Origin of the sequence: Streptomyces sp. NPDC020917, from assembly GCF_044333795.1 — a bacterium.
Lineage (GTDB): Bacteria > Actinomycetota > Actinomycetes > Streptomycetales > Streptomycetaceae > Actinacidiphila.
The window spans coordinates 402,233-424,364 of sequence record NZ_JBIRRR010000005.1 but is presented as its reverse complement, the minus strand read 5'-3'; the positions used below and the strand labels follow the sequence as shown (position 1 = coordinate 424,364).

General features: G+C 74.6%; 20 protein-coding genes and 1 pseudogene. 7 read left to right on the top strand and 14 right to left on the bottom strand.

Annotation, left to right across the window (positions count from 1 at the left end; genetic code table 11):
- Positions 1-80: 80 nt before the first annotated feature.
- Positions 81-818, bottom strand: a complete 738-nt coding sequence (locus ACH4TG_RS14180) for a uracil-DNA glycosylase (protein WP_398242495.1) — start codon at positions 816-818, stop codon at positions 81-83.
- Between the two features lie 269 nt (positions 819-1,087).
- Between ACH4TG_RS14180 and ACH4TG_RS14175 the strand changes: the two genes are divergently transcribed.
- On the top strand, positions 1,088-3,142 hold the full coding sequence (locus ACH4TG_RS14175) for a phosphocholine-specific phospholipase C (protein WP_398242494.1): 2,055 nt from the start codon (positions 1,088-1,090) through the stop codon (positions 3,140-3,142).
- 91 nt (positions 3,143-3,233) lie between these two features.
- Here the strand turns inward: ACH4TG_RS14175 and ACH4TG_RS14170 are convergent, their stop codons facing one another.
- Positions 3,234-4,457: a low temperature requirement protein A gene (locus tag ACH4TG_RS14170; protein ID WP_398242493.1), complete on the bottom strand. Its 1,224-nt coding sequence runs from the start codon at positions 4,455-4,457 to the stop codon at positions 3,234-3,236.
- 328 nt (positions 4,458-4,785) lie between these two features.
- Here ACH4TG_RS14170 and ACH4TG_RS14165 point away from each other — a divergent pair, with 328 nt between their 5' ends.
- Both ACH4TG_RS14165 and ACH4TG_RS14160 read left to right on the top strand, forming a co-directional pair.
- Complete coding sequence (locus ACH4TG_RS14165) at positions 4,786-5,865, top strand: MDR family NADP-dependent oxidoreductase (protein ID WP_398242492.1); 1,080 nt, start codon at positions 4,786-4,788, stop codon at positions 5,863-5,865.
- A 69-nt stretch (positions 5,866-5,934) separates the two neighbouring features.
- A complete protein-coding gene (locus tag ACH4TG_RS14160; protein WP_398242491.1) occupies positions 5,935-6,414 on the top strand; it encodes a MerR family transcriptional regulator in 480 nt (159 codons plus the stop codon).
- A gap of 3 nt (positions 6,415-6,417) precedes the next feature.
- Here the strand turns inward: ACH4TG_RS14160 and ACH4TG_RS14155 are convergent, their stop codons facing one another.
- The 8 genes from ACH4TG_RS14155 to ACH4TG_RS14120 all read right to left on the bottom strand — a co-directional run bounded on the left by ACH4TG_RS14155 (position 6,418) and on the right by ACH4TG_RS14120 (position 14,919).
- Positions 6,418-7,695 (bottom strand): ATP-binding protein, encoded by a 1,278-nt coding sequence (locus ACH4TG_RS14155; RefSeq protein WP_398242490.1) that lies wholly within the window; start codon positions 7,693-7,695, stop codon positions 6,418-6,420.
- A 302-nt stretch (positions 7,696-7,997) separates the two neighbouring features.
- The gene (locus tag ACH4TG_RS14150; protein ID WP_398242489.1) at positions 7,998-9,005 is read right to left on the bottom strand and encodes a zinc-dependent alcohol dehydrogenase family protein; all 1,008 of its coding nucleotides are present in this window, start codon (positions 9,003-9,005) and stop codon (positions 7,998-8,000) included.
- A 104-nt stretch (positions 9,006-9,109) separates the two neighbouring features.
- Entirely contained in the window at positions 9,110-9,457 is a 348-nt protein-coding gene (locus ACH4TG_RS14145; protein ID WP_398242488.1) for an ArsR/SmtB family transcription factor, read from the bottom strand.
- A gap of 444 nt (positions 9,458-9,901) precedes the next feature.
- Complete coding sequence (locus ACH4TG_RS14140; RefSeq protein WP_398242487.1) at positions 9,902-10,522, bottom strand: response regulator; 621 nt, start codon at positions 10,520-10,522, stop codon at positions 9,902-9,904.
- Positions 10,519-11,874 (bottom strand): sensor histidine kinase, encoded by a 1,356-nt coding sequence (locus ACH4TG_RS14135; protein WP_398242486.1) that lies wholly within the window; start codon positions 11,872-11,874, stop codon positions 10,519-10,521. The genes ACH4TG_RS14140 and ACH4TG_RS14135 overlap by 4 nt, the downstream gene beginning before the upstream one ends.
- A complete protein-coding gene (locus ACH4TG_RS14130) occupies positions 11,832-12,680 on the bottom strand; it encodes an ABC transporter permease (protein ID WP_398242485.1) in 849 nt (282 codons plus the stop codon). The genes ACH4TG_RS14135 and ACH4TG_RS14130 overlap by 43 nt, the downstream gene beginning before the upstream one ends.
- Positions 12,677-13,540 carry an ABC transporter ATP-binding protein gene (locus tag ACH4TG_RS14125; RefSeq protein ID WP_398242484.1) on the bottom strand — a complete coding sequence of 288 codons (864 nt, stop codon included), beginning with the start codon at positions 13,538-13,540 and terminating at the stop codon, positions 12,677-12,679. The genes ACH4TG_RS14130 and ACH4TG_RS14125 overlap by 4 nt, the downstream gene beginning before the upstream one ends.
- 137 nt (positions 13,541-13,677) lie before the next feature.
- A complete protein-coding gene (locus tag ACH4TG_RS14120; protein ID WP_398242483.1) occupies positions 13,678-14,919 on the bottom strand; it encodes a PP2C family protein-serine/threonine phosphatase in 1,242 nt (413 codons plus the stop codon).
- A gap of 218 nt (positions 14,920-15,137) precedes the next feature.
- On the opposite strand from ACH4TG_RS14120, the gene ACH4TG_RS14115 reads away from it, so the two are divergent.
- From ACH4TG_RS14115 to ACH4TG_RS14105, 3 genes are all read left to right on the top strand, one after another.
- Positions 15,138-16,082, top strand: coding sequence for a fructosamine kinase family protein (locus tag ACH4TG_RS14115; RefSeq protein WP_398242482.1), 945 nt, complete (start codon positions 15,138-15,140; stop codon positions 16,080-16,082).
- Positions 16,083-16,486: 404 nt separating this feature from the next.
- On the top strand, positions 16,487-18,241 hold the full coding sequence (locus ACH4TG_RS14110) for an ABC transporter permease (RefSeq protein ID WP_398242617.1): 1,755 nt from the start codon (positions 16,487-16,489) through the stop codon (positions 18,239-18,241).
- A gap of 38 nt (positions 18,242-18,279) precedes the next feature.
- Positions 18,280-19,707 carry a nitrate/sulfonate/bicarbonate ABC transporter ATP-binding protein gene (locus ACH4TG_RS14105; protein WP_398242616.1) on the top strand — a complete coding sequence of 476 codons (1,428 nt, stop codon included), beginning with the start codon at positions 18,280-18,282 and terminating at the stop codon, positions 19,705-19,707.
- A gap of 101 nt (positions 19,708-19,808) precedes the next feature.
- Here ACH4TG_RS14105 and ACH4TG_RS14100 read toward each other — a convergent pair whose 3' ends face one another.
- The 3 genes and pseudogenes from ACH4TG_RS14100 to ACH4TG_RS14090 all read right to left on the bottom strand — a co-directional run.
- A complete protein-coding gene (locus ACH4TG_RS14100) occupies positions 19,809-20,222 on the bottom strand; it encodes an ArsR/SmtB family transcription factor (RefSeq protein WP_398242481.1) in 414 nt (137 codons plus the stop codon).
- 59 nt (positions 20,223-20,281) lie between these two features.
- Positions 20,282-20,452: a 50S ribosomal protein L32 gene (gene rpmF, locus ACH4TG_RS14095; RefSeq protein WP_398242480.1), complete on the bottom strand. Its 171-nt coding sequence runs from the start codon at positions 20,450-20,452 to the stop codon at positions 20,282-20,284.
- Positions 20,453-20,481: 29 nt separating this feature from the next.
- Positions 20,482-20,577 (bottom strand): annotated as a pseudogene (locus tag ACH4TG_RS14090) (30S ribosomal protein S18); the annotation flags it as partial.
- Between the two features lie 176 nt (positions 20,578-20,753).
- Between ACH4TG_RS14090 and ACH4TG_RS14085 the strand changes: the two are divergent.
- Positions 20,754-21,368 (top strand): flavin reductase family protein, encoded by a 615-nt coding sequence (locus ACH4TG_RS14085; protein WP_398242479.1) that lies wholly within the window; start codon positions 20,754-20,756, stop codon positions 21,366-21,368.
- Here ACH4TG_RS14085 and ACH4TG_RS14080 read toward each other — a convergent pair.
- Positions 21,322-22,068, bottom strand: coding sequence for a TVP38/TMEM64 family protein (locus ACH4TG_RS14080; RefSeq protein WP_398242478.1), 747 nt, complete (start codon positions 22,066-22,068; stop codon positions 21,322-21,324). The two genes, ACH4TG_RS14085 and ACH4TG_RS14080, sit on opposite strands and share 47 nt — an antisense overlap.
- Positions 22,069-22,132: the final 64 nt, after the last annotated feature.

Genomic DNA, 22,132 nt, shown 5'->3' with positions numbered 1-22,132 from the left:
TATCGGTCGCGGGCAGCGGCGGCAACGCAATAAAGCCCCGCCTGGGCGGGGCGTTCTCAGGGGCGGAGGCAGCCAGGGGCCTACCCGCGTGTGGGCAGACCGGCGGCCGACGCTGCGGCCCTGAGCACGTCCCGCAGCATCTCGGGGGTGAGCAGCCCGGTGAACGTGTTGCGCTGGCTGACGTGGAAGCAGCCGAACAGTTCGAGGGCGCCGGCGGCGCCCGGCACGTCCCGCGCCCCGTCGCGGGGGAGTGACACGCGGGCGCCGTGGGCGAAGACGGGCCTGGGCCGCGGCACCTGCCAGCCCGCCGCCGCGAACGCGGGCAGAGCCGCCTGCCATCCGAAGGCGCCCAGGACCACCACGGTCCGCAGCGTCGGGCGCAGCAGCTCCAGCTCCTCGACGAGCCACGGCCGGCAGGTGTCCCGCTCGGCCGGCGTCGGCTTGTTGGCGGGCGGCGCGCAGTGCACCGGCGAGGTGATCCTGACCCCGTACAGCTCCAGCCCGTCGTCCCTGCTCACCGCCGTGCCCGCGGAGGCCAGCCCCACGTCGTGCAGCGCACGGTAGAGCACGTCGCCCGACCGGTCGCCGGTGAACATCCGGCCGGTCCTGTTGCCCCCGTGGGCGGCGGGCGCGAGGCCGACGACGAGCAGCGAGGCGTCGGCGGGACCGAAGCCGGGGACCGGCCGCCCCCAGTACGTCTGGTCGGCGAAGGCGGCGCGCTTGGTGCGGGCGACCTCCTCGCGCCAGGCGACGAGCCGCGGGCAGGCCCGGCACCCGGCGATGCGCGCGTCCAGGTCCGCCAGACCGTTGCCCTCCATACCTCCACCGTACGGCCCCGGCCTGCCCGGCCTCCGCCGAGCGGACATGCGCGGGGCGACCGCGGTTCACGCACCTTCGCGCATGACGCGCCGCGCGTGAGGGCGCTCGGGCGGACGGTACGCCCGCCGAAGGCGTCATTGACAGCACATCACCGCGGTCCACATCATGTCCGCGTCACGTGTGCGGACCGTGACGCGTTGCTCACTCACGCACCCGGATGTGCGCCGCCCTTGAGTCTGAGCCCCCCACCGGACCTCCAGGAGAGTTTGTGACCGACGTCAGCCGCCGTAGGTTTCTGCAACTCGCCGCGGGCACAGCCGCGGCCACCAGCCTGTCCGCCGGGATCGCGCGCGCCGCGTCGATCCGGCCCGCCGCCGGGAGCGGCACGCTCGCCGACGTCCAGCACGTCGTCGTCCTGATGCAGGAGAACCGCTCCTTCGACCACTACTTCGGGACGCTGCGCGGGGTGCGGGGTTTCGGCGACCCGCGCCCGCTCGTGCTGCCCTCCGGCCGAACCGCCTTCCACCAGGCCGCCACCTCGGGGCACGAGACCCTGCCGTTCCGCCCGGACGCCGACGACCTCGGCCTGCAGTTCATCCAGGACCTCGACCACAGCTGGTCGGGCACGCACGCGGCGTGGAACGGCGGCGCGTACGACCGCTGGATCCCGGCCAAGTCCACGACCACGATGGCCTATCTGACCCGCCAGGACATCCCGTACCACTACGCCCTCGCCGACGCGTTCACGGTGTGCGACGCCTACCACTGCTCGATGCTGAGCTCCACCGACCCCAACCGCTACTACATGTACACCGGTTACTCGGGGAACGACGGCAAGGGCGGCGGGCCGGTGCTCGGCAACGAGGAGGCCGGCTACTCCTGGACGACGTTCCCCGAGATCCTCCAGCAGGCCGGCGTCAGCTGGAAGGTCTACCAGGACATCGGGACGGGGCTGAACTCCGCGGGCGGCTGGGGCTGGACCAGCGACGCGTTCATCGGCAACTACGGCGACAACTCGCTGCTGTACTTCGACCAGTACCGCAACGCCCAGACCGGCGACCCGCTCTACGACCGCGCCCGCACCGGGACCCACGCGGCCGGCGGCGACGGCTACTTCGACCGGCTGCGGGCCGACGTGGCCGCCGGCACCCTGCCGCAGGTCTCCTGGATCGCCGCCCCCGAGGCGTTCTGCGAGCACCCCAACTGGCCCGCCAACTACGGCGCCTGGTACGTCTCGCAGGTCCTGGACGCGCTCACCTCCAACCCGGACGTGTGGAGCCGCACTGTCCTGCTGCTGACCTACGACGAGAACGACGGCTTCTTCGACCACGTGATCCCGCCGTTCCCGCCCGCCTCCGCGGCCCGCGGCCTGTCCACCGCCGACGTCACGCAGGACCTGTTCGGCGGATCGTCGGGGTACGCCGCCGGGCCCTACGGGCTCGGGCCGCGGGTGCCGATGCTGGTCATCTCCCCCTGGAGCACCGGCGGTTGGGTCTGCTCGCAGACCTTCGACCACACGTCCATCGTGCAGTTCATCGAGAAGCGGTTCGGCGTGCACAACCCCAACGTCTCCGCCTGGCGCCGCGCCGTCTGCGGCGACCTGACGTCGGCGTTCGACTTCTCCCGCAGCGACGCCGGCGCCCCCGGCCTGCCCGACACCACCGGCTACGCGCCGCCGGACCACGGGAACCCCGGTGACTACGTGCCGGCGCCACCGGCCACCGGCACGCTGCCCAAGCAGGAGAGCGGCCTGCGCAACGCCCGGCCGCTGCCCTACGACCTCGCCGTGGACACCAAGGCGGTCGGCGGCCGCATGCAGTTCACCTTCGCCAGCCTCGGCGCCGCGGGGGCCGCCTTCCACGTCACCTCCGCGACCCGCAGCGACGGCCCCTGGCCCTACACCGTTGAGGGCGGCAAGAGCCTGACCGACAGCTGGGCGCTGCCCGGAACCCGCTACGACTTCTCCGTCCACGGCCCCAACGGCTTCCTGCGCCGCCAGGCGGGCACCAACACCGCCGTGGGCCCCGAGGTCACCGCCCGCCACGACAACACCGCCGGACAGGTCACGCTGACGTTCACCAACGCCGGCAGCGCCGCCGTCACCTTCACCGCGACCGACGCGTACGCGCCGGATGACCACTACTCGTACACGGTGCAGCCGGGAGCCTCCCGCACCGTCGCCGCCTGGGGCGTGGCCGCCGGCCACCACTGGTACGACGTCACCGTCACCTCCGACACCGACAGCGCGTTCGTCCGGCGGTTCGCCGGTCACGTGGAGACCGGCGCGGCCGGCACCAGCGACCCCGCGACCGCCACCGTCTGAACCCGCACGGCGGCATTCGCCCCGCACGGCGCGGTCCCGCGCGGCACCGGCCCGGTCCGGCGCCGCGCGGGACCGAAACCGGCCCGCATGCTCAGGCCCGGCGCACCCGGTAGGCCACCGCCACGCTCCACGGGATGCTGAACAGCACCACCAGGAGGATGCCGAGCACCAGCGGCTCGGGGCGGAGCGCGGCCAGCACCAGGCACGCCGCCGCGGTCGCCGCGCACGTCCAGGAAAGGCGCCGGTACAGCGCCCACTTGGCGCGCCAGTCCTTGAGGCTGCCGGCCACCACGAGGGTGCCGGCGAGCACCAGCGCGGCGCCGCCGCACAGCACCCAGGCGGTGGCGGCCGAGGTGCGTGCGTGGTGCGCCTGCTCCACGAGGTCCACCATCGCCGCACCCATCGCGGCCACCGCCGCCGTCAGCGGGACATGGCCGAGCATCCACTGCAGGGACGCCGCGGGTGTCCGCCGGGGCTCGCGCCCGCCGGAGAAGTCGAAGTACGTCCACCACGCGCCGAAGCCGACCACGACGCAGACCAGGGCGACGGCCAGCACGAGCGCGCCGACCGGCTGCGCCTCGAGCCCGGTGACGACCCCGGTCACGGTCTCGCCGAGCACGATGATGATCAGCAGCCCGAAGCGCTCCACGACCGCGTCGGTGACGGTGAAGGCGGCCGGCGACCTCCCCATGACCTGCCGGATGGTGACCGCGAAGCCGCCCAGGTAGGCGAGGTCCACCAGCCCCCAGGTCCACACGCGGGCGCCGGCCGGCAGCAGGGCGCTGAGCCCCAGGGCGACCGCGCAGACCGCGGTCCCCGCGACGAACTCCTCGCTCAGGCGCCGGAATTCGGGCTGGTCGCCACGCGAGGCCAGCAGCCACAGCAGCGCCAGCACGGCGAACAGGATCCCCGCCGTCACGGCGAACGCGGCACCGCGTTCCCCGCCCGCCTCCGGGATGAAGGCCCCCAGCGGGACCAGCACCAGGATCTGCGCCAGGAACGCGGTGCGGCCGCGGGCGTCCTCCCGGCCGTGCAGCTCGTGGTGGAGGCTCCCGCTGACCCAGGCGAGCCACACCAGCCCGAAGACCGCGGCGTACTGCCCGACGCCGCGCCAGTCGAGCCGCGCCGACAGGTGGTGTGCGGCCTGGGCGACGAGCACGACGGTCACCAGGTCGTAGAAGAGCTCCAGCGGCCCGACCACCCGCTCGCGCGGCTGCTCGCCGTGCGGCCGCGGCGGCTGCCACAGCTGGCGGCGCAACCGCCGCCACCACGACGCGCCGCCGCCGTTCACCGCGGGCCCCGCTGCACCGCTCATCGCGTCGACTCCAAGGAACTCCCGCCCGTGGCCCCGCCGCCGTCCCGCTGACGGCGCTGCGGCCATTGAAGTGCCCGGCGGCACCGCACGCCCCCAGGGACACGCGCGGAGCCACCTTCGCGTGCCGCCTTCCCCTCGCCACGGACCGAGCCCGTTCCGGCCCGGGCCGCCTTCCCCTCGCCACGGACCGGTCGGGGTTGCCCTTGACGCGCGGGTCAGGGGTTAGCGTCCGGGCGCCCGACACGTCCGAGCGCGGCGGGCGGAGGCGCCCGGCGGCCGTGCCGCGGGGACCGCCGCCGCGCCCGCTCCCTTCCCGAGGAGGCCCACCATGGCGTCCCCCCTGCCCCGAACCAGCCGCGAGGTGCGGCTCACCGTCACCCCCGAGGGGCTGCCGGCCGCCTCGGACCTGGCCGTCGCCGAGGTTCCGCTGCCCGAGGCGGACGCCCACCATCTCCTGGTGCGCAACCGGCAGTTCCTGGTCTTCGCCGCCCTGCGCACGCTGATCGGCGGGGCGGTCCAGGGCACGCCGCTGCCCGCACTGCGCCCGGGCGCCAGCCTGTTCGGGCCCGCGCTCGGCGAGGTGGTCACCGCGCCGCCCGGCAGCCCGGCGCGCCCCGGCGACCTGGTGGTCCACATGCTCGGCTGGCGGGAGTACGCCCTGGTGCCCGTGGCCGAATGCGCCGTGGTCGACCCGGCGTTCCCCGATCCGGTGGCCCTGCTCTCCGCCGGATCCGCCGCCTACGGGGCACTGACCCGGGTGGCGCCCGTCCGGGAGGGTGACGTCGTCCTCGTCACCGGGGCCGCCGGCGGGGTCGGCACCCTGGCCGGACAGATCACGCGGCTGCTGGGCGCCTCCCGGGTGATCGGAACGACGGGAACGCCGGCGAAGGCCGCGCGCCTGAGGTCGGAGGCGGGCTACGACGCGGTGGTGACCGCGGAGTCGTTGCGCAAGGGCGGGAGCCCGGACGAACGGGCGGCGGCGTACCGGGAGTTCGCGGGCCGACTCGCCGAGGCGGCGCCGGACGGCGTCGACGTGGTGCTCGACCTCGTCGCGGGCCCGCAGCTCGGCGCGGCCGTGGACGCGGCCCGGCCCGGCGCCCGCATCGCCCTGGTCGGCGCGCTCTCCGGGCAGCTGGTCGCGGAGGGCGGCGGCGGGAGGGCCCCGGCGGAGATCGACGCCTACCGGCTCGTCCTGCTGGGCGCGTCGGTCAGGGGCTACCTCGGCAGCGACCACCCCGACGTGGAGGCCGAGTGGCGGACGAGGTTGGCCGGTTGGCTGCGCTCCGGCGGGATCCGCTTGCCCGTCACCCGGATCGCGGGCATCGAACAGGCTCCGCGGGCGTTCGAGCAGTTGATGGAGGGCGCGTACTTCGGCACGGTCGTGGTCGAGCAGGACGGGCGCGGCTGACCGCCGGTACGCCACGGAGCCGGCGCCGGGGGCGGCATCGCGACCGGGCGGGACGGGGAGGGAGACGGCATGCGGATCGCCGACGCGGCGGCAGCGGTGGGGACGACACCCAGGGCACTGCGCTTCTACGAGCAGCGCGGCCTGCTGCCGCCGCCGCGGCGCACCGGCGCGGGCCAGCGGGACTACTCGCCGGACGAACTCGCTCTGCTGCGCGTCATCCGGCGGCTGCTGGGCCTCGGGCTCACCGTGGAGGACCTGCACGGCATCGCCGACAGCCTGCCGATGCTCGCCGCCGAACCGGCCCCGGACTGCACCTCGCCGGCGAGCGCTCGGCCCGCGCGCTCCGGTGCGGTTGCGACCCCCGCGGGAGCGTCCGCCACGCTGTCCGCCGCCGCGCCCGCGCCCGCCGGGTCCACCGCCGGCAGGTGCGTCGTCGACCGGCGCATCGCCGCGCTCGACGACGAGATCGCGCGGCTCACCCGTCTCAGGGACGCGCTGAAGGCCCTGCAACGCCCGGCGGGGGAGGGCGAGTCCCGTCCTCCCGGGTGAGGGTCAGGTACGCAGATGGCGCTCGATGTCCTCGTGGAAGGCGGTCAGCGCCGCCTCGGTGAGGGTGGGCCGGGTGTCGGCGATCGCGGTGAGGTAGTCGTCCGTGCCGGCCGGCGTACCGGTGCGGGCGGAGACCTCGCGCTCGAAGGCCCGCTGGGCGCCCTTGCGGGCGGCGAACTCGATGTCCGCGGGGGTGAACATCGCGCTGGCGTCGACGAGCCGGCCCAGATCGACGGTCCGGACCGCGGAGTCCAGGTAGCGGCGCCAGATCGCCTCGCGGGCCGCCTCGTCAGGCGGGCCCACCGGCAGGATGTAGTCGAACCTGCCCGGGCGCAGGAAGGCGGCGTCCAGGGTGCGCAGCGAGTTCGTGGCGCAGATCATCAGCCGGTTGTCGTACTCGCGGAACGCGGGGATGAGCTTGAGCAGTTCGTTGGTGACGCCGTGGCCTGGGTCGACGGCGGCGCCCGACCGCGCGGCGGCGATCTCCTCCACCTCGTCGATGAACAGCACCACGCTCTCCAGCTCGGCCAGGTCCGCGAACACTTCGCGCAGGGACGCGGCCAGGCCGTCGCCGCCGGCCGCCATCCGCGACGGGAACAGCTCGACGAACGGCCAGCCCAGCCGGGACGCGACGGCCTTGGCGAAGCTCGTCTTCCCGGTGCCCGGCGGCCCGAACAGGATGACCGCCTTGGGCGGGGAGACCCCGTACCGGTCGGCGACCTCGGGCTCGACCAGCGGCAGCACGATGCGCCGCTCGATGGTGCCCTTCGCCTCGTGCATCCCGGCGAGCCGCTCCCACAGCCCGTGCGGGAGGACCCGGCCGCCCAGCTCCGTCAGCAGGCCGGCGTCGGTCGCGTCCAGGTGCTCCAGCTTCTCGAAGTACACCAGCCCGCTCACCTGGCGGTAGTCGCAGTGCTCCAGCGCGGTCGTCCCGGTCGCGCCGGGGGCGAGCAGCGCGCCGAAGCGGCGCACCCCCGCGGCGCGCAGCCGCCGTTCGAGCTCGGTGATCAGGGCGCTGCCGAGGCCCCGGTTGCGCCAGCCGCCGGACAGCGCGAGCAGCAGGATCCACGCCCGCTCGCCCTCGAGCCGGGCGACGACCATGCCGACGAGCTCCTCGCCGACCACGGCCACGATCGTCGGTTCGCCGCTGCGCGCGGCGGAGACGACCTCGGACACCGGGAACACCTCGGTGGACGGGTCGGCCGCCCGCCCGTGGTCCCACAGGCGGATGGCCTGGTCGAGGTCGTCGTCATGGAATTCCCGCAGGCGCCACAGCGACACCGTGCCTCCTTCCCGGGCGTCCCCCTCGGGGCCCCGCCCGGCCGCGGAACGCCGCCGCGGGGCCGTCCGCGGGCCGGCACGGCACCGTGCGGCCGCGGGCTCCGGCCCGCGCGTCCCCGTGCAACTCCGTGGATCCAGGATCACCCGGCCGGGCGAACCGCGCCACGCAGGTCGTGCGCGGGGCAGGCCGTGCCGGGCTGGCCGCCGGCGTACGCAAGGCCGTCCCGGTCGCGCCGGGCGGCCCCTTCCGGACGGCCACCGGCCTCACCCGCCGCGGTCGGCCGCTCACCGCCGCGGACGGTTCAGGAATCCGCGTCCTCGCGGCCCACGGTCACGACGATCTTGCCGACGTGGCCGTTGGCCGCCATGTAGCGGTGGGCCCCGGTGATGTCGGCGAGGTCGAAGGTGCGGTCGACGACCGGGGTGAAGGAGCCGCCGGCCAGCCCGGCGTTGACGAACGCGACGGCGCGGCGCAGCCGTTCGGGATCCATGGTGATCTCGAACAGCGTGTAGGTCCTGGTGCTCAGAGCCGGATAGGACTGCGCGTTGGGCAGCGGGGTCGGCCGCTTGTCGAGAGCGCCGTAAACCACGAGGGTGCCGCCGGGCGCGACGGCCAGCGCCACGGTCTCGACGCCGGGGCCGGCGACCGGGTCGAAGGCCAGGCGCACGCCCTCCCCGCCGGTGATCTCCTTGACGCGGGCGACGAGGTCCTCCTCGTCGGTGACGACGACGTGCGCGGCCCCGGCGTCCAGCAGGCGCTGCCTCTTCGCCGCGCCGCGCGTGGTGGCGATCGGGACCGCGCCGATGTGGCGCGCCATCTGGATCGCGGCCGTGCCGACGCTGCTGGAGGCGGCGGTGATCAGCACGTGGTCGCCGGGGCGGACCTGGCCGGACTCGACGAGCGGCCCGTACGCGGTCAGGTAGGCCATCCACACGGCCGCGGCCTGCACCGGGTCGACGTCCGCCGGGCGCGGGACGACCGCGGTCGCCGGGACGAGGACGAGGTCGCCGTAGGTGCCGTAGCGGCTCTGCGCGAATCCGGGGACGACGGCCACCGGGTCGCCCGGGGCGAAGCCGGTCACGCCCTGCCCGAGCGCCTCGACCGTGCCGGCGGCCTCGTAGCCGAGCGACGAGGGGAAGCTGGGGCGGTCGAAGTACGCGCCCTCGCGGAACATGATCTCCGCCCGGTTGAGGCCGATGGCCTCGACCCGGATCCGCACCTCTCCGGCCCCGGGCGCGCCCACCTCCACGTCGCGGAGGGTCAGGACCTCGGGGCCGCCGGTCCGGTCGAACTGCACGATCCTTGCCATGGTGGATCCGTCCTGGAGAAGGGACACCGAAGCGCACCGGCAGCCGGTGCGGCCTCCACCCTGACCCAAAGTTCGATGGGCGTCAAATTTTGATGCGCATCAAACTAAGCGACCTCCGCGCCCTCCGCCACGGACGCGCCCACCACCGCGGACAGCAGACCGGGGAAGCGCTCCTCCAGCTCGTCCGCGCGCAGCGCGTTCAGCTTCGCCGTGCCGCGGTAGTACTGCCGGATCACGCCCGCCTCGCGCAGCACGTTGAAGTGGTGGGTCAGCGTCGACGCCGCCACCGGTGCCTCGAAGGTGCCGCAGGTGAGGTCCTCGCCCGCCCGCGCCAGCTGGGACACCAGCGTCCGGCGGACCGGATCGACCAGCGCCTCCATGACCTGCTGCAGCGAGACCTCCGACAGGTCGGGGTGCTCCACGGTGCGAGCGGCGGTACGGGGGCGGGTCACGGTGAACTCCCTGGGGTGCTGCGGTGCGGTCCGCCCATCGTACGACCGCCGTCGAAGTCCCGCCCGGCTCCGGGCCGCGAGGGCCACGGGGGCTCACTCCGGCGCGGCGTCCGGCCAGTCCCGCGCGGCGTCCTCGCCCCACTCGCCAGCAGGCGCAGCGCCTCCTGCGCGGCCGAGCCCGGCTCGGCGTGGTGGGTGGTGAGCGACTGCTCCGGATCGCCGGGCAGCGTGAACGTCTCCTAGCGCAGCGTCAGTTCGCCGACCAGCGGATGCGCCGGCCGCATGCTGCCGTGGCTCGAGACGGGTGCAGTACGCCGCGGGGACGGGCCAGCTCCTCCCGGCGCAGCCCCGGCACGCGGCGCTGCCTGCCGTACGCCTTCCCCAGGGGCGCCTGAGCCGTGCCGCGGCCCGGGCCGCCCGGCGCAGTCCGCCGGCCGGCCGCGGTCACAGCAGCCCGTGCCGCATGGCACTGGTGACCGCGGCCGTCCGGTCGGTGACGTCCAACTTGCCGAAGGCGCGCAGCAGATGGGTCTTGACGGTGGACTCGCCGATGAACAGCCGGCGGCCGATCTCGGCGTTGGTGCAGCCCTGGGCGACCAGGCGCAGCACCGCCGTCTCCCGCTCGGACAGCCGGGGCGCGTCGGGACGGGACCGCAGCCGGTCGACCAGCCGGGCCGCCACCGACGGCGCCAGCACCGTCTCGCCGCGGGCCGCAGCCCTGATCGCGCCGGCCAGCTCGCCGGGCGTGACGTCCTTGAGCAGGTAGCCGGCGGCGCCGGCCTCGACGGCCCGCAGGATGTCGGTGTCGGTCTCGTAGGTGGTCAGCACGATGATCCGGCACGGCAGGCCGGCCGACGTCATGCGCTCGATGGACTCCACGCCGTCGCCGCCCGGCATGCGCAGGTCCATCAGCACGATGTCCGGCCGCAGCGCCGCCGCCCGCGCCTCGGCCTCCGGCCCGCTCGACGCCTCGCCGACCACGGCCAGGCCCTCCTCGGCGCCGAGCATCGCCGCGAGGCCCTGCCGGACGACGGGATGGTCGTCGGCGAGCAGGACCCGGATCACCGGGCGTCCCCGAGCGGCAGCACGACGGTCACCGTGGTGCCCTTCCCCGGCGCCGCGGCGACATGCGCGGCGCCGCCCAGCTCCGCGGCGCGCGCCCGCAGACCGCGCAGGCCGAAACCGCCGCCCTGCCGCGCCCCCGGCTCGCCGGCCGCCTCCCCGGCGGCCTCCGGGGTCCACCCGCACCCCTCGTCGCGCACCGTCACCGTCAACTCCCGTTCCCCGTAGGCCAGCCGCACCCGCGCCGGCACGCCCGGCCCGGCGTGCCGGCGGACGTTGGCCAGCGCCTCCTGGCAGGCACGCAGTGCCACCACCTCCACCGCCGCCGGAAGCCCGCGCACCGCGCCGGTCACCTCCACCGCGACGGTGGAACCGCCGGGCGCGCCCGCGCCGGCCGGCCCGCCCGCCTGGTCGTGGTGCCGGGCGGCCAGCCGGCGCACCGCGTCGGGCAGCGAGGCGCCGTCGGCCAGGTCGGCCGGCGTGCCGCCGGCGACCAGCGCGCGGGCCTCGGCCAGGTTCTCCCGCGCGGTGGTGGCCATCAGCGCCAGATGGCGGCGGGCCGCCGCCGGATCCCGCTCGACCTCCGACTCCACGGCCTGCACCAGCATCAGCAGGCTGGTGAAGCCCTGCGCGAGGGTGTCGTGGATCTCCCGGGACATCCGCTCGCGCTCGGCGAGCGCGCCGCGTTCGGCCGACAGCCGCGCCACCTCCTCCCGGCTGGCCTGCAACTCCGCCAGGGTGTCGGCGCGTTCGGCGCTCTGCTCGATGACCCGCATGATCCAGCTGCCCACCACCATGGAGAAGCCGAGCGTGACGACCGCGAACACCGAGTTGTAGTAGAGGTCGTGCTCGCTCGGCCGCCACAGCACCGCCCAGCCCGCCACCGGCACGACGTTGATCACCGCGACCGCGACCAGCGCGCTGCGCACCCGCAGCAGCATGAAGCACTGCGGGACCAGGGCAAAGGTCCCCAGGCGCAGCTCGCCGACGAGCGTGGCGGCGGCCGTGAACACCGTGATCAGCACGCCCAGGTAGCGCAGCGCCGCCGGGCTGTCGCCGCCCTCCGGGAAGCGCAGCGCCTGCGGGGAGTCGCTGTTCTCCTCCAGGATCGCCGGGCGGCCGGCCACCACGTACCAGGGCACGAGCACCACGAACAGCGCCGCGGCGACCAGGCGGACCGGCCAGCCCGGCTTCTCCGCGGCCAGGGCGAACAGCACGGTCGCGATCCAGGCGAGGGCGAAGTACCCGTCCCAGGGCGCGAACGTGCGCTCCCAGGCGTGCACTTCGCCCTCGGCGGGGACGGCCGCCGCCGTCACTTCTCGCTGCGTGGCTTCCACCGGAACGTGAGCAGGCACAGCAGCAATCCTCCGACGCACCAGGCCCCGAGCACCAGGGCGACCTTGCCGTACTCCCAACTGCCCGCCGGTTCCAGGGCGGCGGCGGCCGACGGCAGGAACACCCCGCGCAGCCCCTGGCACAGCCACTTCAGCGGGAAGAACGAGCCGACGGTCAGCATCCAGTTCGGCAGCGTGTCTACCAGGATGTACACCCCGGAGATGAACTCCAGGACCAGGAACGGCAGGACGACCACCGACGAGGCGCTGGCCGCGGATTTCGGCACGCTGCTGATCGCGATGCCCAGCAGCGCGCAGCCGGTGATGCCCAGCACGAAGATCCAGCCGAAGGTCAGCCAGCCCGTCACGTCCGTGGGCAGGCTGACGTCGTAGACGGTCGCGCCGAACGCCAGCAGCAGCGCGGTCTCCAGCGCCCCGGTGACCAGCACCAGCCAGATCTTGCCGAGGAAGTACGCGGCCGGCGGCATCGGGGTGCTGCGCAGCCGGCGCAGCGCGTGCTGCTCGCGTTCGATCGCGATGGACACGCCCAGCGACTGGAAGCTCGTCGACATGATGCCGGCGGCCGTCATCGACGCCACGTAGTACTGCGAGGCGGTGGCGCCGGTGTGCGCCATGTCGTCCCGGAAGATCGACGCGAACAGGAAGAGGAAGACGATCGGGAACGCGAAGGTGAAGACCACCTGCTCGCGCTGGCGGAAGAACAGGCGGATCTCCATCGCGCCGCGCAGCAGGCCCAACCGCCAGGCGCTCGGCAGCGGTTCGGCTCCCGTGGCGGCACGCGCGGTGCTAACGGCAGTGGTCGTCATCGGGTGCTCCCGTCGCGGTCGTGGCCGATGAGGCCGAGGTAGACGTCCTCCAGGGTGGGCCTGGTGACCTGCAGGCCCGGGATCTCGCCGTCGAACGTCGCGGCCAACTCGCCGATCAGCGCGGTCGGGTGCGCGGTCGCCGACTCGCGTTCCGTGCCGTCCGGGCCGGTCCAGCGCACGAGCGCCTCGGCCTCCCCGCGCCCGCCGAGCGTGGCCGGCTCGCCGGTCGCCAGCAGCCGCCCTGCGGCGATGACCGCGAGCCGGTCCGCGAGCGCCTCGGCCTCCTCCAGGTAGTGCGTGGTGAGCACGATCGTCGTGCCCTCCTCGGCCAGCGCCCGGATCAGGCTCCAGAACCGGCGGCGTGCCACCGGGTCGAACCCGGTGGTCGGCTCGTCGAGCAGCAGCAACTCGGGCCGCCCGATGACTCCGAGCGCCACGTCGAGCCGCCTGCGCTGCCCACCGGACAGGGTCTTCGTCCGGGAGCGGGCCTTGGCCTCCAGGCCGACCAGCGCGATGACCTCCTCGGGGTCGCGCGGCCGCGGGTAGTAGCGCGCGAAGTGCCGTACGGTCTCGGCGACCGTCGACTCCTCCGCCGCCGACTCGTCCTGCCAGACGATGCCGATCCTGGCCTGCCAGGCCCGCCCGGCGCGCGCCGGGTCCGCGCCGAGCACGCTCACCTCGCCGCCGTCCCGGGCCCGATGGCCGCGCAGGATCTCCACCGTCGTGCTCTTGCCCGCCCCGTTGGGCCCCAGCAGCCCGAACACCTCGCCCCTGCGGATGTCCAGGTCCACCCCGTCCACCGCGGTGACCTCGCCGTACCGCTTGCGAAGCCCCCGTACCCTCACCGCGTACTCCGTCATGCCGCCAGCGTCCCGCGGCGCGGGCCCGGGGGACATCGCCCGACCGGCCCCTGTGCTGTCCATCGAACGGTGGACACCCGGCACCGGGTCGCCTGCGTCCCACCGGCCCCGCGCCGCCGGCCGCCGAAGGGGGCCGGCTACAACCGGGCCACCAGCAGGGAGACGTCGTCGCGCTGGCCGGCCGGGTCGGCCAGCCGTGCGAGCAGCACGTCGGCGAGGTCCTGCACCGGCTCCTGGTGCAACTCGTCCAGCGCGCGGGTCAGCCGGGCCAGCCCGGCGTCGATGTCCTCGCCGCGCCGCTCGACGAGCCCGTCGGTGTACAGCACCAGGGTGTCGCCCGGCGCGTACTCGACGGTGGCCTGCGGGCGCGGCACGTGCTCCGACCGCACGCCCAGCGGCGGGTCGGTGGCCCCGTCGAGGAACTCGTGGGTGCCGTCGCGGTGCACCAGGACGGGCGGCGGGTGGCCGGCGTTGCTGTAGGTCAGCAGGCGGCTGGCCGGGAACACCTGGCAGGCGAAGGTGGTGGTCGCCAGCGCGCCCTCGTGGGCCCGCGCGTACAGCCCGAGCGTCTCCAGGGCGCCGCTGGGCCCGTCGGCGACCCGCACGGCCGCGCTCAGCGCGCTGCGCAGCATGCCCATGATGCTGGCCGCCGCGACGCCGTGCCCCACCACGTCGCCTACCGTCAGGACCAGCCGGCCCTCGGGCAGGTCCACCACGTCGTACCAGTCGCCGCAGGCGTTCATGCCCTCCACGGCGGGCCGGTAGCGCACCGCGATCTCCGGATGGCCGGCCAGGTCGGGCGTCGCGAGCATGGCCTGCTGCAGCAGCAGCGCGGTGTCGCGGACCTCCGCCGTGGATGCCAGCAGCCTCGCGTTGGCCAGCTGCAACTCCTGTGCCTGGTTGAACAGTTCGGCACGGGGCGCGGTGACCGCCGGCGGCTCGCCGGTGTCGGAGCGGGGGGATTTCACGAACGCGGTCACGTCCTCGATCCGGTGGATGATCAGCTCGACCTGCCCGTCGGCGCCGCACACGGGCTGGTTCACCACGTTCCACCAGCGGGGCTCGTACGAGCCGGACGCGTTCGGACGCGGGATGGCGAAGCGGTGCAGCAGCAGAAGGCTGGGCTCGCCGGTGCGCAGCACCGCCTCCAGCGAGCGCCGCTGCATCTCGGCGCCGTGCGAGGTGGGGTCCTCGGGATCGGGCGGGTAGGCCTCGAAGAAGCTGCGGCCGAGGAGCTGGTCGGACCGGCGCTCGGTGACCGCGAGATAGGCGTCGTTCGCGGCGACGATGCGCAGCCGGCGGTCCAGCACCACGACGGCGATCGGCATGGCGGCGAACAGCGCGGCATAGTCGATTCCGCCATGTCCTGGCTCACTCACCCGGGTGCCACCCTTCCTGGTCCGCCCGGCGGCAGGGCCTGCTCCGCCGTCCCCCCAGGAAACCCCGGCCGTCCGCCACCGGCAGGGGACGCGGCCCACCACTCGCCCTAACAGAGCACACGCGGTGGCCCGCCGCCCAGGTGGCGGGCCCGGCGGCAGCGGACGCCGCGTCCCGCGGGCCGGCGCCGGCCGTCCGGCCGCCGCCTATCCTGGCCCGCATGACGGATCATCCTGAACCGCCCCTGCTGCTACGGCGGTTGAGGGACGCCGGATTCGACGCCGACAGCGTGCGCCCGGCCGGCGGGGGAGTGGTCGCCCAGGCCGGGATCGCGACCCTGCGCGACGGTGGAAGGGTCTTCGCGAAGACCCTTCCGGGCGACGTCCAGGACCTGTTCGCCGTCGAGGCGTCGGGACTCGCCGCCCTCCGCGGCGCCGGCCTGAACACCCCCGACGTGCTGTCGGCCTCGTCCGGCCTGCTGGTCCTCGCCGCCTTCCCGGCCTTCCCCGACACCGACCAGGCATGGGAGTCGCTGGGCCGGGCGGTCGCCGCGCTGCACGGCTCGACCGTGCAGGACCGGTTCGGCTGGCATCGCGACGGATGGCTGGGCCGGATGCGGCAGGTGAACACCTGGACCTCCGACGGCCACGCGTTCTTCGCCGCGCACCGCATCCTGCGCTGGCTGCCGGCGATCGACGGGAAGCTGGACGCCGGCGACCGCCGGGCCGTCGAACGGCTCTGCGCCCGGTTGCCCGACCTGGTCCCGGACCTGCCCGCCTGCCTCACCCACGGCGACCTGTGGCCGGGCAACATCCTCGGCACCCCCGAGGGCGGCGTCGCGGTCGTGGACCCCGCCGTCTCCTACACCTGGGCGGAGGTCGACCTGAGCATGATGTGGTGCTCCCCCCGGCCGCCGCGCTCCGACCGCTTCTTCGCCGCGTACGCCGAGGCCGGAACGCTCGCCGACGGCTGGCAGGAGCGGATGCGCGTGCTGCACCTGCGCGAGGTCCTCAGCACCATCGCCCACGGCGACGACGACTGGGACGCCGTCGGCTACGTGCGCGAGGTCGTCGCCCCGTTCCGCGTGACGCGCCGGACCCGCCCGCCGCAGTCGGCCCCGGGGATCCCGCGGCAGGAAGCCCACGGGATCGCTCGCCGACCCTGACAGCTGCGGGACAACGGCCCGTTCCGGCCTCCCACCTGCTTATTTGCGTGTAAATGCAACAAGGGGCACACTCTTGGTGTCGGGCCCTGCGCGCATGCCGAGCGGCGCGTGGGGCGCAGCCACATCACGGAACGGAGGCGGCCATGGGTGCAGACCCTCCCAGTCCGCGCTGCCTCCCGGGCATTCGCTGACGCTTCCCGCCGGGGCCGTCTCGCCCCTGCCACCCGCGGCGGGTGACGCCCGGTCGCGGCGCCCCCGCGACCGCCACCCGCCCGGGCCCTTCTTCCCGCCCACCCGTTTTTCCGTGCTGCCCGGACGGGCTCCGGCCTGCCGCCGTCGTGTCGACCGCGTGCGGCGTCCCGTCGTGTCCAGGGCGGCGGAGGAGTTCCGTGATGCCGATCCGGATGGACGACCGGCCCGCCGAGACGGCGGTGCGCACCCCCGTGGCGGCGAGGCCGCCGAGGGGCCTGTCCCGTCTCTCGTGGGTGGACGCCGCGGTGGCCGCCGCCGTACTGGTGCTCGTGTACGCGGTGCTGAGGGTGGGGCACGGCACCACGGTCGCCTTCACCACCCACCAGAGCGTGCGTGTCGACACCGATCCGGCACGGCTGCCGTACGACGCGGCACGCTCGCTGCTGCGGATGTTCACCGCGCTCGCCCTGTCGGTCGCGTTCACCTTCGGCTACGGCTACGCGGCGGCCAGGAGCAGGCGGCTGGAGCGGATCCTCATCCCCGCCCTCGACATCCTGCAGTCGGTGCCGGTGCTGGGCTTCCTGACCGTGGCGGTGAGCGGGTTCATCGCCCTGTTCCCCGGCTCGATGCTGGGCCTGGAATGCGCGGCGATCTTCGCGATCTTCACTTCGCAGGCCTGGAACATGACGTTCGGCTTCTACTGCTCCCTGACCTCCCTCCCGCGTGAACTCGACGAGCTGTCCAGGTCGTTCGGGTTCACCCGCTGGATGCGGTTCTGGAAGGTGGAGGTGCCGGCCGGGATGATCAGCCTGGTCTGGAACGGCATGATGAGCTTCGGCGGCGGCTGGTTCTTCCTGGTGGCCTCGGAGGCGATCACCGTCGACGACCAGCGCTTCGCGCTGCCCGGCGTGGGGTCCTACGCCGGCGCCGCCATCGCCGACGGCGACCTCGGCCGGGTCGGCTGGGCGATCCTGACCATGGCGGTCATGGTGATGGGCGTGAACTTCCTGTTCTGGCGGCCGCTGACCGCGTGGGCGGAGAAGTTCAAGAATGAGCAGTCCGAGGCGAGCGAGGTCCAGCGGTCCCTCGTGCTGGACTTCCTGCGCCGCTCCCACTGGCCGCAACTGCTGGGCCGGGCACTGCGCCCGGTGGGCCGGGCGATGGGCACGGCCGGCCGGGTCCTCGGCCGGGACGACCGGGCCCTGGTGGTGGACCGGACCCGGCAGCGCACCGGAGACGTGGTCTTCGCCGTCGTCGCGGGCGGGCTGATCCTGTGGGGACTGGCCGACCTCGGCCACTACCTCGACGACCGCACCGGCCTCGGCGTCTTCGGCGAGCCCCTGCTCCTGGGGCTCGCCACCCTCGCCCGGGTCGTGGTGATGGTGGCGCTGGCCACCGTGGTGTGGGTGCCGATCGGCGTCAGGATCGGCTTCTCGCCGCGGCTGACCCGCATCGCCCAGCCGGTCGTCCAGGTGCTGGCGTCGTTCCCCGCCAACTTCCTGTTCCCCCTGGCCGTCTGGTTCTTCCTCAGGAGCGGCGTGTCCATCGACGTCGGCGGCACGCTGCTGATGGCCCTGGGCGCCCAGTGGTACATCCTGTTCAACACCATCGCCGGCGCCATGGCCATCCCGACCGACCTGCGCGAGGCCATGGACGACCTGGGGGTGCGCGGCCTGCAGCGGTGGCGCCGGCTGATCATCCCGGGCATCTTCCCCGCGTACGTCACCGGCGGGATCACCGCCTCCGGCGGCGCCTGGAACGCCTCGATCGTCTCCGAGGTCGTCACCTTCGGCGGCACCACGCTCACCGCCGCCGGCCTGGGCGCGTACATCGCCAGGGCCACCGAGCACGGCGACTACCCGCACCTGCTCGCCGGGGTCGCGGTGATGAGCCTCTACGTCGTCGCGCTCAACCGCCTGCTGTGGCGCCGCCTGTACCGGCTGGCCGAGACCCGGTACTCCCTCTGACCTTCCCGCCGAACCCGAGTGTTGTGGAGCACGCCATGGTGCTGATGAAGACCCTGCGCAACGTCCGCGCCGACCGCCGGGCGCGGGCCGGCCTCGCCGCCGGGCCCGCCGGGCCCGCCGGGCCGGCCGACGGGGAACTGCTGCTGGAGACCGTCGGCCTGACCAAGTCCTACGCGGGCGCCGACGGCGAACTGCCCGTGCTGTCCGGCATCGACGTGCAGGTGCGGGCCGGCGAGGTCGTCGCGCTGCTCGGCAAGTCCGGCTCCGGCAAGTCCACCCTGCTGCGCTGCCTGGCCGGCCTGCTGCCCGCCAGCTCCGGCACCGTCACCTACAAGGGCACCCCGCTGACCGGCGCCAACCCCGGCACCGCGATGGTCTTCCAGACGTTCGCGCTGCTGCCCTGGCTGACCGTGCAGCAGAACGTCGAACTCGGCCTGGAGGCCAAGGGGGTGCCCGCTGCCGCACGCGCCGACGCCGCCCGGCAGGCGATCGACCTCGTCGGACTGGACGGCTTCGAGACCGCCTACCCCAAGGAGCTCTCCGGCGGCATGCGCCAGCGCGTCGGCTTCGCGCGCGCTCTGGTCGTGGAGCCGGACGTGCTGATGATGGACGAGCCGTTCTCCGCCCTCGACGTGCTGACCGCGGAGAACCTGCGCGGCGAGCTGATGGAGCTGTGGGAGTCCGGGCAGTTCCCGACCCGCGCCATCGTGCTGGTCACGCACAACATCGAGGAGGCGGTGCTGATGGCCGACCGGATCATCGTGCTGGGCGCCCGCCCCTACGGCACCATCCGCGAGGTCTTCGACGTGGGCCTGGACCGGCCCCGCGACCGGGACTCCGCCGCCTTCGACGAGCTGATCGACCGCGTCTACCGGACCATGACCGGACGCCACAAGGAAGGGCGCGTCCCCGGCAGGCACGAGCCCGTGGAACTGGAGAAGCGCACTCCGGCCAACACCCCGCTGCCCAGGGCCAGCGTCGACGGGCTGTCAGGACTCGCCGAGATGGTGCTCCACCGCGGCGGGCGCTGCGACCTCGCCGACCTCGCCGACGAACTCGGCCTGGAGGTCGACGATCTGCTGCCGCAGGTCGACGCCCTCGACCTGCTCGGCTTCACCACCCTGAGCGCCGACGACCTGGTCCTCACCGGCAGCGGCACCGCGTTCGCCGGCGCCGACGTCCAGGAGTCGAAGAGGATCTTCGCCGAGGCGGTGTCGCGGGCCCCGCTCGTCACGCTGATCACCAGGAGCCTGCGGACCAACCCGGCCGGGACCCTGCGCGCCGGCTTCTTCCGCGACCTGCTCGCCCACCACTTCACCGGCGAGCAGGTCACCCGCCAGCTGGAGACGGCCACCGACTGGGGCCGCTACGCCGAGCTGTACTCCTACGACGCGGAGCCGCAGGAGTACCACCTCGACGAGAACGACGCCGCGCTGCCGGCCCCGCTCGCGGCCGGGCGGGACTGACCGCGGCGGCCGGCGCGCCGGGCGGAGCGGTCCCGGGCAGGACGGCCGGCACCGGCCGGGCGGGGCAGGAGCGCCGGACCGACGGGCCAGGCGCGGGGGCCTCAGTGGCCGGCGGCCGTGCGCCGTACGCCGGCCCTGCGGACCGCGGCCCCCGGCTCCCGTACGGCCGCCGCCTCGGGCGCCTCGGCCACCTCGCCGTCCCCGGCGGTGGCGGCCTCGTCCGCCGCCAGCAGCGCGCTCTCCAGCAGCGCCCGCACCTGCGGGCCGGTGGCGCGGTAGAAGATCCGGGTGCCCTCCCGCCGCGACGTGACCAGCCCGGCCGCGCGCAGTTTCGCCAGGTGCTGGGAGGTGGCCGCGACGTGCGCCTCGATCAGCCCCGCCAGTCGGCTGACCGGCAGCTCCCGCTCGCAGAGCGCCCACAGCAGCCGGTACCGCGACGGATCGGCGACGGCCTTGAGCACCGCCACCGACCGGCCGGCCTGTTCCTCGTCCCACTGTGGTACTTGCGTCTCCATGCAAATATGGTAGCCGGTGCCGAGTGGGGCGGCAGGTGGAGGCGGCCCGCGGCGGTCGCTCACCCGTCGGGACGCAGCAGCCCGCGCTCGCAGGCGCGCCTCAGGTGGTGGGGGACGAGATGGGCGCGGCCGTCGACGGTGACGGTCACCAGGTCGGGCGTGCCCGCCTTCCACCGGGCGCGACGGTGGCGGGTGTTGCTGCGGGACATCCGGCGCTTGGGCACGGCCATGGTCGGGATCCTCCGGAGCGGCGGCCGGCTCAGCGGCCGACGGGTTCGGTGTAGGGGAGCAGGGCCATCTCGCGGGCGTTCTTGACGGCCCGGGCCATCTGCCGCTGCTGCCGGACGGTCAGCCGCCGCTTTCATGTCCAACTCGTCAGCCGGGTCGTCCCGGCGCCGAGCGGTGGGTGCGGATCGGCGGATCAGCGGATCGGCGGGCCGGGTGCCGGGACGGAGGCCGGCGGTGCGGTTGTGCTCGGCGCCACAGCGATCCGCTGTGAGGGGCCGAGGGGAGGGCGGGGATACTGACCCCATGCGCATCGACTTCGATCCGAGCGAGATGGACCGCAACTCCTTCTACCGGCTGCTCACCGCCACGGTGGTGCCGCGGCCGATCGCGTGGGTCTCCACGACCTCCGCCGCCGGCACGGACAATCTCGCCCCCCACAGCTTCTTCACCGTCTCCTGCGTGAGCCCGCCCGTCGTGCAGTTCACGTCGGTGGGGCGCAAGGACTCGGTGCGCAACGTGGAGGAGTCCGGTCAGTTCGTGGTGAACCTCGCGCCCGAGCACCTCTTCGAGCAGATCAACGCGACCGCCACGGACTTCCCGCGCGGGGTCAGCGAGTTCGACGCGGTGGGCATCGCGCGCGAGCCGAGCCTGCGGGTGAAGCCGCCGCGGGTGGCCGCCTCCCCGGTCGCGCTGGAGTGCGAGCTGCACAGCACCGTCCGGCTGGGCGACTCCACGGTGGTCTTCGGACGCGTGGTCCATGCCGCGGTGTCCGACGCCGTCATGGACGGCGAGCACCCCGACGTGCGGCAGCTGCGACCGCTGACGCGCATGGGCAAGGACGAGTGGGGGACCGTCGGCGAGGTCCTGGAGATCAAGCGGATCCCGTTGGCGGAGTGGCCCGACGGTCTGCACGCCTGACCCCGGCACCCCGCCGGCGGCGCGCCACCGCCGCGGCGGCCACGCCCGTCACCCCGATGAAGCCGACCGCCAGCAGGAAGACCGGCGACGTCGGGGAGGCGGCGCGGCTGCCCGCCACCACGTACGCGGCGGTGTTCGCGGCCGAGCCGACGCCGGTCGCGGCGAGGAAGGGCAGCAGGCGGACCCGGGAGATCGCCGCCGCGTAGTTCGCGGCGGCGAACGGCACGCCGGGGAACAGCCGCAGCGCGAGGGTGCTGCGGAAGCCGTGCCGGCTGAGCTGGCGGTCGGCGGACAGCACCAGCCGGCCGCGCAGCAGCGGCCGCAGCGCGTCGCGCCCGAGGAACCGCCCCAGCACGAAGGCCAGGCCCGCCCCGAGCATCGTGCCGGCGATCGCCGCCGGCAGCCCGGCGTGGATCCCGTACAGCGCCCCTGCGGCGGCGTTCAGCAGCGGGCGCGGCACGAAGGCGACGGTGGCGACCCCGTACGCGACGGCGAACACCACGACGGCCGCCGTCCCCGAGGTCCCCGGCGGCCAGCCGTGCGTCAGCAGCCGCTGCGGCTCCAGCAGGACCGCTCCCGCGATACCCGCCGCGAGCAGCAGCACCAGCACGGCGAACCGCCCCCAGGGCGACCCCACCGCGCGCAGCGGCCCGGCCCACCGGCGTGCGGCGGCCGCAAGCGAGGACGTCTCAACCGGCACGCGCCGAGCCTATCCGAGCGGGTGCGCGTTGCCACGGCCTCGGCCCGGGGAGGACGCACGCCGG

What these genes read in the sequence shown, in the direction of transcription:
- ACH4TG_RS14180 (WP_398242495.1), bottom strand. Translation starts at nt 818, where the DNA reads ATGGAGGGCAACGGTCTGGCGGACCTGGACGCGCGCATCGCCGGGTGC.
- ACH4TG_RS14170 (WP_398242493.1), bottom strand. Translation starts at nt 4,457, where the DNA reads ATGAGCGGTGCAGCGGGGCCCGCGGTGAACGGCGGCGGCGCGTCGTGG.
- ACH4TG_RS14165 (WP_398242492.1), top strand. Translation starts at nt 4,786, where the DNA reads ATGGCGTCCCCCCTGCCCCGAACCAGCCGCGAGGTGCGGCTCACCGTC.
- ACH4TG_RS14160 (WP_398242491.1), top strand. Translation starts at nt 5,935, where the DNA reads ATGCGGATCGCCGACGCGGCGGCAGCGGTGGGGACGACACCCAGGGCA.
- ACH4TG_RS14150 (WP_398242489.1), bottom strand. Translation starts at nt 9,005, where the DNA reads ATGGCAAGGATCGTGCAGTTCGACCGGACCGGCGGCCCCGAGGTCCTG.
- ACH4TG_RS14130 (WP_398242485.1), bottom strand. Translation starts at nt 12,680, where the DNA reads ATGACGACCACTGCCGTTAGCACCGCGCGTGCCGCCACGGGAGCCGAA.
- ACH4TG_RS14125 (WP_398242484.1), bottom strand. Translation starts at nt 13,540, where the DNA reads ATGACGGAGTACGCGGTGAGGGTACGGGGGCTTCGCAAGCGGTACGGC.
- ACH4TG_RS14115 (WP_398242482.1), top strand. Translation starts at nt 15,138, where the DNA reads ATGACGGATCATCCTGAACCGCCCCTGCTGCTACGGCGGTTGAGGGAC.
- ACH4TG_RS14110 (WP_398242617.1), top strand. Translation starts at nt 16,487, where the DNA reads ATGGACGACCGGCCCGCCGAGACGGCGGTGCGCACCCCCGTGGCGGCG.
- ACH4TG_RS14100 (WP_398242481.1), bottom strand. Translation starts at nt 20,222, where the DNA reads ATGGAGACGCAAGTACCACAGTGGGACGAGGAACAGGCCGGCCGGTCG.
- rpmF (WP_398242480.1), bottom strand. Translation starts at nt 20,452, where the DNA reads ATGGCCGTGCCCAAGCGCCGGATGTCCCGCAGCAACACCCGCCACCGT.
- ACH4TG_RS14085 (WP_398242479.1), top strand. Translation starts at nt 20,754, where the DNA reads ATGCGCATCGACTTCGATCCGAGCGAGATGGACCGCAACTCCTTCTAC.